Source organism: Bartonella sp. B1099 (assembly GCF_944801835.1).
GTDB lineage: Bacteria > Pseudomonadota > Alphaproteobacteria > Rhizobiales > Rhizobiaceae > Bartonella.
Map to the genome: position 1 here is coordinate 944,667 of NZ_CALYLN010000001.1, position 11,752 is coordinate 956,418.

At 36.8% G+C, this 11,752-nt stretch carries 9 protein-coding genes; 6 read left to right on the plus strand and 3 right to left on the minus strand.

The annotated features are described in order from the left end of the window. Positions 1–122: 122 nt before the first annotated feature. The 6 genes from guaA to NNJ73_RS03900 all read left to right on the plus strand — a co-directional run bounded on the left by guaA (position 123) and on the right by NNJ73_RS03900 (position 7,772). On the plus strand, positions 123–1,679 hold the full coding sequence (gene guaA, locus NNJ73_RS03875; protein ID WP_254493212.1) for a glutamine-hydrolyzing GMP synthase: 1,557 nt from the start codon (positions 123–125) through the stop codon (positions 1,677–1,679). 195 nt (positions 1,680–1,874) lie between these two features. Next, positions 1,875–2,597, plus strand: a complete 723-nt coding sequence (locus NNJ73_RS03880; protein ID WP_254492796.1) for a glycerophosphodiester phosphodiesterase family protein — start codon at positions 1,875–1,877, stop codon at positions 2,595–2,597. A gap of 949 nt (positions 2,598–3,546) precedes the next feature. Then, the gene (gene ugpB / locus NNJ73_RS03885; RefSeq protein ID WP_254492797.1) at positions 3,547–4,881 is read left to right on the plus strand and encodes a sn-glycerol-3-phosphate ABC transporter substrate-binding protein UgpB; all 1,335 of its coding nucleotides are present in this window, start codon (positions 3,547–3,549) and stop codon (positions 4,879–4,881) included. A gap of 95 nt (positions 4,882–4,976) precedes the next feature. Then, a complete protein-coding gene (gene ugpA, locus NNJ73_RS03890) occupies positions 4,977–5,861 on the plus strand; it encodes a sn-glycerol-3-phosphate ABC transporter permease UgpA (protein WP_254492798.1) in 885 nt (294 codons plus the stop codon). A 10-nt stretch (positions 5,862–5,871) separates the two neighbouring features. Next, positions 5,872–6,723: a sn-glycerol-3-phosphate ABC transporter permease UgpE gene (ugpE, locus tag NNJ73_RS03895; RefSeq protein ID WP_254492799.1), complete on the plus strand. Its 852-nt coding sequence runs from the start codon at positions 5,872–5,874 to the stop codon at positions 6,721–6,723. A 2-nt stretch (positions 6,724–6,725) separates the two neighbouring features. After that, positions 6,726–7,772, plus strand: coding sequence for a sn-glycerol-3-phosphate import ATP-binding protein UgpC (locus tag NNJ73_RS03900; RefSeq protein WP_254492800.1), 1,047 nt, complete (start codon positions 6,726–6,728; stop codon positions 7,770–7,772). Between the two features lie 931 nt (positions 7,773–8,703). Here NNJ73_RS03900 and NNJ73_RS03905 read toward each other — a convergent pair. Genes NNJ73_RS03905 through NNJ73_RS03915 form a run of 3 tightly spaced genes read right to left on the minus strand, consistent with a single transcriptional unit; the run spans position 8,704 to position 11,263 of the window. Beyond that, the gene (locus tag NNJ73_RS03905; protein WP_254492801.1) at positions 8,704–9,627 is read right to left on the minus strand and encodes a metal ABC transporter solute-binding protein, Zn/Mn family; all 924 of its coding nucleotides are present in this window, start codon (positions 9,625–9,627) and stop codon (positions 8,704–8,706) included. 10 nt (positions 9,628–9,637) lie between these two features. Then, complete coding sequence (locus NNJ73_RS03910; RefSeq protein ID WP_254492802.1) at positions 9,638–10,507, minus strand: metal ABC transporter permease; 870 nt, start codon at positions 10,505–10,507, stop codon at positions 9,638–9,640. Positions 10,508–10,510: 3 nt separating this feature from the next. Next, the gene (locus tag NNJ73_RS03915) at positions 10,511–11,263 is read right to left on the minus strand and encodes an ABC transporter ATP-binding protein (RefSeq protein ID WP_254492803.1); all 753 of its coding nucleotides are present in this window, start codon (positions 11,261–11,263) and stop codon (positions 10,511–10,513) included. Positions 11,264–11,752: the final 489 nt, after the last annotated feature.

Below are 11,752 nucleotides of genomic sequence, written 5' to 3' on the forward strand. Positions count from 1 at the left end.
TGCATTTTTTATCATAAATTTTACGAGAATAATCCTTTTCTTAAGAAAACAGACTTGTGAAAAGAGAAAGATTGAATCATAACTCTCATGAGTTCTCTTTTACAATTGTTGATTGGTTTTCTATGAGCATATCCCATCCAGACACTGTTCTTATTATTGACTTTGGTTCACAAGTTACACAACTTATTGCCCGACGGGTAAGAGTAATGGGGGTATACTGTGAAATTGTTCCTTTTCAATTGGCTTTAGAAGCAGTGCGCCGCATAAATCCTCAAGCGATTATTTTATCAGGCAGTCCTTATTCCGTTTTTGATGAAGGATCGCCACGTGCTCCAGCGGAAATTTTTGAGGCTGGTATTCCAATTCTTGGTATTTGTTATGGGGAGCAAGTCATGTGTGTTCAGCTTGGAGGAACGGTTGAAGCTGGACATGAGCGTGAATTTGGTCGTGCTTTTTTGGAAATCCAAGAGGAGAGTGCTCTTTTTGATGGAGTATGGGAAAAAGGTTCTCGTTATCAAGTATGGATGAGTCACGGTGACCGTGTGGCAGCTTTACCAGAAGGCTTTCGTGTCATAGGAACCTCAAAAGGCGCTCCCTATGCGGCTATTGCTGATGAGAAAAGACATTTTTATGCGGTACAGTTTCATCCTGAAGTTGTTCATACACCGGATGGTACAAAACTTTTGCAAAATTTTATTCATAAGATTTCTGCGATTAAAGGCAATTGGTCAATGGCTTCTTATCGTGAGCAGGCCATTGCGACAATACGACAAAAGGTTGGAAAAAGTCGTGTGATTTGTGGTCTTTCAGGGGGAGTGGATTCTTCTGTTGTCGCGGTGCTTCTTCATGAAGCTATAGGAGATCAACTGACATGCATTTTGGTCGATCATGGATTAATGCGTAAGAATGAGGCGCAGGAAGTTGTTACATTATTCCGCGATCACTATAACATAGAGCTTATTCACGTTGATGCTGCCGATATATTTCTTCATGCTTTAGAAGGTGAGACAGATCCAGAAAAAAAGCGCAAAACGATAGGTCGCCTTTTTATTGAAGTTTTTGAAAAAGAGACTAAAAAAATAGGAGGTGCAGAGTTTTTAGCACAAGGAACACTCTATCCAGATGTTATTGAGAGTGTTTCTGCTATTGGTGAATCGGTCACCATTAAAAGCCACCATAATGTAGGTGGATTACCAGAACAGATGAGTATGAAACTTGTAGAACCGTTGCGTGAGCTCTTTAAGGATGAGGTCCGTTTGCTAGGGCGAGAATTAGGGTTACCCGAGCAGTTTATTGGTCGCCATCCTTTTCCAGGTCCCGGTCTTGCAATTCGCTGTCCAGGGGCTGTGACCCGTGAAAAATTAGAAATTTTACGTGAAGCAGATGCTATCTATCTTGAGGAAATCCGTAAAGCCGGTCTTTATGATGAAATTTGGCAAGCTTTTGCTGTCCTTCTTCCTGTCCAGACAGTCGGAGTGATGGGGGATGGTCGCACGTATGAATTTGTTTGTGCGCTTCGCGCTGTTACATCTGTCGATGGAATGACTGCTGATTTTTATCCCTATGATATGGCATTTTTAAGTAAGACAGCATCACGCATTATCAATGAAGTTAGAGGGATTAATCGTGTTGTTTATGATGTAACCTCAAAGCCTCCTGGAACCATTGAATGGGAATAATTGAAATGAAGGATAAGCCAAAAATAAAATGTGATTGAGGGCTTAATATTGAAAAAAATATAGAAAAATCTTAAAAAGTAAGTGTGCTCGTTTATAAGATATAAGCCTTTATCTGAAAATCTAGACGCTAATATCATTGAGAACCAATGTCATTTAAACCATTGTCCTTTAAAATTGAGAAGTGTGAAATTTTGCATGTCTAAGAAAAAAATTGTTGCACACCGTGGTGGAGCACATCTTTATCCTGAAAATACTTTTTCGGCATTTAGTAACGCTATAACGTTAGATGTTGATGAAGTTGAATGCGACGTTCATTTGCTGAAAAGCGGTGAAGTAGTTGTTTTTCACGATTTCCGTCTAGATCAATTGGTTGGCAAAAAGGGATATATTCACGATATTGATAATGAAACACGCAAACAACTCTGCGTAAAAGGAAGCCAAGAAGCACCTCCTTTGCTAGAAGAAGTGCTTGATCTTTTAGCACCAACCAATGTTGGTTTGCATCTTGAAATCAAAACCTGTGGTGAAGTGGAGCGTGAAACAATCTTATCTCAAAAAGCACTTGCACTCATAAAAAGTCGAGATTTAACAGAACGGGTTTCTGCCATTAGTTTTGATCCTTTGATTCTTCGTCCTTTTATCGAAGCAGGAATACCATCTGGTCCATGTGTTGATCATTTTGAAGGTGATATGGATCGTCATTTTTCTGAGTGGAAGCAATTGGGTTATTCTGATTTAAGTTTAGATGGTTCCATTGTCTCACAGGATTTTATTGAAGCGGCTCTTGAAGCTGGTTTCACTGTAGGGGTATGGACAATCAACGGAAAAGCGCGTTTATCACATTGGCTTAATATGCCTGTACATTATATTACGACAGATCAACCTGATCTTGCATTGCAATTGCGGGCACAAAAGTAAAAAATATATTTCTATAAAATCCCTGTATTTTCATACAGCTAGTGTAATGGAAGAAAGCAGGAAGTGTTTTCTTTTGCGAAATAATAACACGTTGATTTTTAAAGATAATTAAACATTTTTTTTATATTGAGTGAGAGCGTTTAATATCAAAAATTTTTTTTACAATGAATCAACTAAAATCATTTGCTTGCATATTACGAGTGGGGGTGATGGGGTGATAAAAAGCTATTGAGAAAAAATATTTTTTAAACTCTCTTTAAAAAGGCTTTATTGAAGTACTAGCGGCATCATTATATGATGCCGTTTTACACTTTTATAAAGTGTAAAAATGATGGCATACAAAAATTCTTATATACTTTAGCGAAGAGGCTATTTTATAGGAGCTATCATGAAATGTAGATGTATGAAAAGATTTTTTTAACAGCATGAAAATTGGTCATACAATATCATTTTATTTTGAATGAGGGGAGTAAGATTCCATTACAGGGAAGGAAACACTTAAGCACTTCAAAGTAATTTTCTTCATTTTAAGAGAATTTCTATTTGTCTCTTCGTGAAATTCAGTCGTAATACCGTGTTAAGGTTATGAGCCAAAAATTATAAGACAAATAACAAAAGAATAAACAATTCTTTTTTTTTAAGGAAATCCAGATATTATAGCTATTACAAAAGTCATTAAATGACATTAATGATCTATATCTTTTTACCTATTCCCTTACTTATTTAAGTCATCTTACTTTTTCAGCCCGTTACAAACGTGTATTTCGTTCATACATAGGAAAACTTATAAAAGAAAACGAATAAACCTCAACAAATTCATTTGACCTTTTGGTGGTTCCTGTTTAAATGAGAAGATGTATTTCTGAAATAAAACTGTCATAGCATGTTCATGTGTAATACTATAAATTCAGGGGTAGTTTGTATTCCATCACTTCAGAAAGGGTGAACCATGAGTCGTTTTTATCTTTTCATAGCGGCTACGGTTGCTATTATAATATCTTTAGCAGGAATAACAGCGAGTTTTGCGCAGACCAAAATCAGCTTTTGGCATTCTATGAGTGGTGAGTTAGGCAAGCAAACAGAAAGTCTCATTAACGACTTTAATGCGAGTCAATCTGAGTACAAAGTTGTGCCTTCATTTCGCGGTGAGTATGAAGAAGGTTTGGTCGCACTGATTGCAGCATTTCGTGGAAAGAAACAGCCTGTTCTCGCCCAAATTTATGACGTTGGTACTGGAACGATGATGGCTGCAAAAGGTGCGATCTATCCATTTTATCAACTGATGGCTGATACAAAACAAGAATTCGATCCTGCTGATTATTTTCCTGCTATTAGCGGCTATTACTCTGATGAACAGGGGCATATAATCTCTATGCCATTCAATATTTCAACACCAATCCTTTATTACAACAAGGATATCTTTAAAAAAGCCGGACTTGATCCAGAACAGCCCCCTAAAACATGGCAAGATGTAGAAGATTTTTCTAAAAAAATTCTTGAGACCAAGGCAGCAACGTGTGGTTTTACCATGGCTTATGCAGCGCAATGGATTGGTATAGAAAATTTTTCAGCGTTGCACAATGTTCCTTTTGGAACGAAGGAAAATGGCTTTAAAGGGCTTGATTCAGAACTTACATTTAATGGACCTTTACAAGTGCGTATGTGGACAGATCTGAAAAGGTGGTCTGATCAAGGTATTTTCCGCTATGGTGGTCCTGCAGGCGCATTAGATTCAACACCAATGTTTATGGCACAAAACTGTGCAATTTTTATGCAATCTTCAGGATCACATGCTGGAATTGTTTCTGAAGCTCAGTTTAATGTAGGCGTTGGTATGCTACCCTACTATAAGGATGCAGAAGGAGCGCCGCAAAATTCAGTTATTGGGGGAGCTTCTATTTGGGCATTTAAGGGTCATACCCCAAAAGAATATGCTGGAGCAGCTGCTTTTCTTAAGTTTCTTTCAAAAACAGAAAACCAAGCAAAATGGCATCAAGGAACAGGTTATCTTCCAACTACAAAAGCAACTTATGAATTGAGTAAAAAACAACATTTCTATGAAAAAACGCCAGGGGCTGATATTGCGATCAAACAAATCAACCTTAATCCACCGACAGTTAACTCGAAAGGGATAAGATTTGGTAATTTACCACAAATTCGTACTATTCTTGATCAGGAGTTAGAAGCTGTTCTTAGTGGTTCAAAAACACCGAAAGATGGTTTAGATGAGACTGTTAAACGTGGAAATAAACTCTTGCGTGAATTTGAAAAATCCAATCATTAATTTTGTTTTTTTGTTAAACATGAAAGACTCAACAAAAACAGTTGAGTCCTTTTTGTTTATCTTTTTAAAGCCTCTACATTTAAAGAGCCCTGCGAATGCAAGAAAAACATGCATATTTTAAAAATAGTCTTCTTTCTTACGGACTACTTTTTCCTCAGCTTCTTGTGACTTTTTTGTTTTTCTTTTGGCCTGCTGCTCAAGCTATAAAATCGTCCTTTGAGCGTGAAGACCCCTTTGGCTTTACAACAACCTTTATTGGTTTTGAAAATTATCTCACCGTTCTTTCTGATCCTACTTATTTGCGATCACTTCTTACAACTGCAGTATTTTCCATTTCAGTTACTGTTGCTTCAATGACCATATCACTTCTTTTGGCTGTCTGTGTTGACCGTGTTATCTGTGCCAAAAAAGCTTATACAATGCTGTTACTCTGGCCCTATGCTGTTGCGCCAGTATTGGCAGGTATATTATGGTTGTTTATCTTTCATCCCACCATTGGGATTATCCCTTTTCTTCTTGAGAAAATAGGGGTTCTCTGGAATTATCGTATTAATAGTACACAAGCGATGTTTCTGATTGTCATTGCGGCTAGCTGGAAACAGATTTCTTACAATTTTCTCTTTTTTCTTACAGCTCTTCAGTCTGTTCCGCGTTCTCAAATAGAAGCAGCAGCCATTGATGGTGCTGGTCCCTTTAAACGATTTTGGACTGTGGTCTTTCCGCAAATTTCACCAACGACATTTTTCCTTCTTATCGTCAATATCAATTATGTTATGTTTGACACTTTTGGTATTATTGATAACACAACTTCTGGAGGTCCTGCGCGTGCAACGAGCACTCTCGTCTATAAAGTATATGACGATGGCTTTAGAAATCAAATAATCGGTGCATCAGCAGCACAATCAACAATATTGATGTTGATGGTTATTGTCTTAACGTTTATCCAGTTTCGCTGGATTGAGCGTCGTGTACAATATTAGGAAACAAATTATGGTTGAAAATCGCCCTGTTTTGAAATTTCTAACGCATATCATTCTCATTGTTGGTATTATCATTATCTGCTTTCCAGTTTATGTTGCTATCATTGCATCAACCCATAGTTCAGCAACATTTAATTCGGGAACACTTCCTCTTTTACCTGGGAAATATGCTCTGGAAAACTATAAAACAATTTTTGGCGATGGCCTTGCACACCGTGGTCTTCCTAACCTTTGGCCACTCTTAATGAATTCACTCATTATGGCTTTAGGGATTAGCATTGGAAAAATTATTATTTCGATTTTGTCTGCTTATGCAATTGTTTACATGCGTTTTCCCTTTCGAAAAACGGCTTTTATTCTTATTTTTGTTACATTGATGCTCCCTGTTGAAGTTCGTATTCTTCCAACCTATGAGATTGTTGCGAAATTAGGGATGATCGACACTTATAGTGGAATGATTATCCCACTTATTGCATCCGCAACCGCTACCTTTTTATTTCGTCAGTTTTTTTTGACTGTTCCTGATGAACTCTTAGAGGCAGCTCGTGTTGATGGTGCAGGACCATTTAAATTTTTTAAGGATATCCTTCTTCCTCTTAGCAAAAGTAATATCGCAGCTTTATTTATCATTATGTTCATTTATGGATGGATACAATATCTTTGGCCTCTTATCATCACAACGGATCAAAATCATCAAACGATCCTTATTATTTTAAAACAGCTTATTGTCGAATCACTACAACATGATCCTCAATGGAATATCCTCATGGCAGTATCAGTTGTTGCCATGGTTCCGCCTGTTCTTGTTGTTGTCTTCATGCAGCGGCTTTTTATCAAAGGCCTTATTGAAACGGAGAAGTAATTGTGGCCATAATCCAGTTATCAAATATAAAGAAACAGTATGACAACGGCATTTTGGTCATTAATGACTTAAACTTAACTGTTGCTGATAAAGAACTTCTTGTTCTTGTTGGTCCTTCAGGATGCGGAAAATCAACCTTGTTACGTATTATTGCAGGACTTGAGCAAGTTACCTCAGGTGAATTGTGTATTGATAACGAACGGATCAATGATCGTGAACCGGCTGATCGTGATATTGCGATGGTTTTTCAAAATTATGCTCTTTATCCTCATATGACAGTTCGCGGAAACCTAGAATATGGTCTTAAAAATCGAAAAACTCCGAAAGAAGAAATAAAAAAACGCATTGCACATGCTGCAAAGCTTTTGGAGATAGAACCATTTCTTGATCGTAAACCACGACAATTATCAGGGGGACAACGCCAGCGTGTTGCAATGGGGCGTGTGATTGTACGTCAACCCCGTGTTTTTCTCTTTGATGAACCTCTTTCCAATCTGGATGCAAAATTACGGGCACAAATGTGTATTGAGATAAAAACGCTACAGCGTTCATTAGGAACAACCAGCCTCTATGTTACCCATGATCAACTAGAAGCTATGACGTTAGCCGATAGAATAGTCGTTTTGAATAAAGGAGCTATTGAGCAAATTGGAACACCAATGGAAATTTACGATACTCCAGCAACCACATTTGTTGCCGATTTTATTGGTTCTCCTCCTATGAATTTTCTTGATCGTCATGTCCTAGAACAACATTTAGGGCATTCATATTCTTACAGCGAAGAAACGGATCTTTTAGCTTTTAGACCTGAAATAATCTTATTGGGCGAACACCCCGATAAAGGACCTGTCTTTCACACAAAAATTGAGCTTATCAAGCCGATCGGAACAGGTTGCCATGTTTTAACACGTTGGAATGATATCATTTTTACGATTGAAATAAAAGAACGCTTGACACACGACTATGGTCAAAAATTAAGTTTCACTGTTGCTCATCAAAATTTTCATACCTTTAACAAAAACACTGGAAAGCGCACAAGGAATAAGTAAACATTAATTGGTGTAACAAGACTTTTTTTTTATGCTGAATCATAATAATCTTGTGTTTTGGCTTTCTCGATTATATTCACAAAATAAAAGTGTAACGATGAGATTAAAGTAAATTAAAAGTTTTTGTAATGATCCATTGTTACATGACACCGAGAATGTCAAAATACTCATATGAAGAAATTCTCTCTTTACGTTCTATAAGAAGAACATTATTTTTAAAAATAATAAGTTCTTTTCATTGAAATGAATAGCGATAACAATTTATTAACCATATTTTCGCGGATTTAGAAAAGCATTTTTTCATAAAAACAGTATCTTATCATCATCTTTTCTGATGAGATAATTGATATATCATTCTAAAGAATGAATAAGAAAAATAAAGAGAGAAAATTATTATCAAATAGTGACATTAAGTTCCCATATCTTAGCTTTGATCGGTGATATAAAAAGTCCATTTTATTTATAAAAACAAGATGCTATTCTGAATATCTTGTACAAAAATAGGTACGTTCTACTTAACAGCAATAGATTGATTTATAATGATAATTTACTGTTTTGTGTATTAAGAAACAGCCCTAATACCGTAATTTTTTTCATTCTACCTTTGTTCCATGTTGAATCATCAAAACCATTCGCTTACTGTTATAAGTGGGAAGAGCCGTATGAATAAAAAACTATTAAGAAAGGATTTAAAATGCTTCTTATGAATTATTTCACGTGTTGAGAATTATTGCAAAAGAAACGTTGGAGAATAGAATAATAATGCTTGTGATTTGGGCACCATGAGGGAATAAATCCATTGATGAGTTTATCTATTTGACTTCTATAAGGTATAAATTTTTTTCTGTAAAATTAATTTTGTTTCATAGCATTGATAACATAATCATAGACCTATGATTTTATGAACTTTTTTCTTCTATAAAAAGATTTTTTAATGTTTTTTGATGGCATCAATGATGGTATTCACATTATGCTCCATCATATCGAGATAAGTTGCGGCAGGACCATTTTCGTTTGACAATGCATCAGAATAAAGGGTTCCACCAATTTTTAAACCTGTTTCTTTTGAAATTTGTTTTATGAGCCGGGGATTAGAGATATTTTCAACGAACAATGCTGCTGCCTTATTCGCTTTAATTTGTTTGATAAGTTTAGCAACATCAGCTGCAGTTGCTTCAGCTTCTGTTGAAGCGCTTTGGGGGGCAAGGATAGTGAAGCCATATTCTTTAGCAAAATAGCCAAAAGCGTCATGAGATGTAATAATGATACGTTTATCTTTAGGGATAGTGGCAATTTTTGTTTTTAAGGTCTCTTGTGCTGTTTTAAGCTTTTTGATGTAGGTTTCGGCATTTTTATTGTAGAGCGGACAAGATTGTGGATCAATTTTACAAAAAGCAGCAGCGATATTCTTCACATAGATTTCGACATTGGGAATTGTTTGCCAAGTGTGTGGATCAATAATAACGCTGTGATGATGGTGATGGGCAGCATGTTCTTGATTTTTCATTTCAAGGGGAGGAATGTTAGCACTAACCTCGACAAGAAGTGCTTTTGTACCGCTTGCTGTGATGAGGCGGTCAATGAACCCCTCTAAATGAAGTCCATTGATAAAAATAATCTGAGCATTTCTAAGGGCTTGAGCGTCAAGGGGGGTAGGTTCATAAGTGTGGGTATTCGCATTGGGTCCTACAAAAGTAGTCATAGAGATATTGTTACCTCCTACATTTTTTACGAGATCTGCAAGAATAGAAAAGCTTGCAACAACTTTTATTTTATTGTGTGCAGAAGCAGAAAAGGGAGAAAGGGCAAACAATAAAGCACTGAGCAGAACAAATTTTTGAGTAAATTTAGGCATTGTTTTTTCTTTAAAGTGAGGAAGTATAAAAAAGGTTGGGAAACCATGTTACAATAAAACCGCGTGGACTTATGAGGCAGGAAATAAGGTAAATAAATCCCGCGGCAATGATAATAGCAGGGCCAGAGGGAAGTGAGAGATGAAAAGAAAGCAAAAGACCACATACGCTAGAAATGATTCCAAAAAGAGTAGAAAGCACGCAAATAGGAAGGAGCCGTGAAAACCAAAAACGGGCTGTAATTGCTGGAATCATCATAATGCCAACGGAAAGTAATGTTCCTAGGGATTGAAAGCCTCCAACCAGATTCAACACCACAAGTCCAAGCAATGAAATATGAATATATTTACTCAATGGAGAGAGTGATTTAAAAAAGAGGGGATCAAAGCTTTCTAAAACGAGCGCGCGCCAGAAAATAAAAAGGTTGCAGAGTGTGATCAACATTATGGTGGTGATCAACCAAAGAGCTTGTGTATCAATTGCAAGAACCGATCCAAATAAGAGATGAAGCAGTTCAATGGTTGAATCTTTCAATGAGATAATAATGACACCTGTTGCGAGTGCAATAAGATAAAAGACGGTCATGGATGCATCTTCTTTCTGAAAGCTATTTCGTGAAATTAAAACGGTTGCTAAAGCCACAATAATGCCAGCGAAAATACCACCAAGTGTCATAGATATGAGGGAGAAGCCGCAAATAAGAAAAGCAGTTGCAACACCGGGAAGAATGGCATGAGAGATAGCATCTCCTGTCAAACTCATTCCACGGAGCATCAAAAAGACACCAACAGGACAAGCGCTCATAGAGAGAAGAATAGAGCCAATAAGGGCATTTTGCATAAAGTGGAAATCAACAAAGGGGGCAAGGAAAAATGCATACACGTCTTATAACCTAAGAAAGAGAGAATCATTAATAGGAGACAGGTGCTGTCGTGCATTAATACACAAAGGGTTAGCAGTGAGAGGGGGCATACTGTGGTGAAAGGTGTTGTCGAGAAACTGTGTTGTTTCTCCATAAAAGGCGTTTTGTTGATTAATTTGAATTATTTGAGGAAAAAATTCTTGCACGACGAGAGGGTCATGGAGTGCTGTGAGAACTGTGCGTCCTTGCTGTTGCCAGTCCGTGATCAGTGCAAGAAGGTCTTTTTGAGTATTGCGATCGATACCATTGAAAGGTTCATCAAGCAAGATAATATCAGCATCTTGTACAATGATACGTGCAAAAAGGGCGCGTTGTAATTGCCCACCTGATAATGTTTCGAGCGAACGGTTGGTAAGTGTTGTGAGCCCAACCATTTCAAGCGCATTCTGAATCTTAGACTCATAAGGGTGCTGGTTTTTCCATAATCCACAAAAAGACCATAGTCCTGTTTTTACAAGTGTTTTCACATCAATTGGAAATGTTTGATCGATATCACATTGCTGAGAAAGATAAGCAATGCGGCTCTTTTTCGGTTTTGTAATTTTTCCCTTAAGAGGTTTAATCAACCCAGCAATGGCTTTTAGCAATGTTGATTTTCCAGCACCGTTATCACCCGTGATTGCAACCAATGAACCCGCTTTTAACTTTGCTGAAAAATCTTTGATCGCTATTCTATTCCCATAGCCTAATGTTGTCTTTTTAAAGTGCAGATCCATAGCTTATACCATCTTTGCTTATTATTTTAGAAACTATGTAATAATATAACGTTTGTCAATAAAATGTTATATTATTACATAATTTTGAGAGCTGCATATTTTAGTGGGAAGATCGTGGACAATTTAAAATAATCGTCGAATTCTCCTTGACGAAAGAGAGAGAGTATATACTATATATAGTATTAAAATGATTGGTGATTCTAAATAAGCACAAGAGAGGGTGTTAGTGTGTTTCGTTTGGTATCTAAGTTATTTCCAATGTTATTGTAAAAGTTTATTGAGCAAGGGTATAGCAATATTCTTGCCGAAATGTCTCTTTTGGAAGGATTTCCTGTCATTTTTGTAATTGATTTTTGCCGTAAAAGAGTAAAACAGGACTCTTGAAAACGGCGGTTTAGAACGTTAGTTTTTAGACAGCAGGAGGGAATTGTTTGCCAAGCAAAAGGTTATTTTATAACTGGGGGAATCCCATTTAAGTTGTAGAATAAT

Bases quoted from the DNA above. Each gene is read 5' to 3' on its own strand.
- guaA (WP_254493212.1), top strand. From the start codon at position 123: ATGAGCATATCCCATCCAGACACTGTTCTTATTATTGACTTTGGTTCA.
- NNJ73_RS03880 (WP_254492796.1), top strand. From the start codon at position 1,875: ATGTCTAAGAAAAAAATTGTTGCACACCGTGGTGGAGCACATCTTTAT.
- ugpB (WP_254492797.1), top strand. From the start codon at position 3,547: ATGAGTCGTTTTTATCTTTTCATAGCGGCTACGGTTGCTATTATAATA.
- ugpA (WP_254492798.1), top strand. From the start codon at position 4,977: ATGCAAGAAAAACATGCATATTTTAAAAATAGTCTTCTTTCTTACGGA.
- ugpE (WP_254492799.1), top strand. From the start codon at position 5,872: ATGGTTGAAAATCGCCCTGTTTTGAAATTTCTAACGCATATCATTCTC.
- NNJ73_RS03905 (WP_254492801.1), bottom strand. From the start codon at position 9,627: ATGCCTAAATTTACTCAAAAATTTGTTCTGCTCAGTGCTTTATTGTTT.
- NNJ73_RS03915 (WP_254492803.1), bottom strand. From the start codon at position 11,263: ATGGATCTGCACTTTAAAAAGACAACATTAGGCTATGGGAATAGAATA.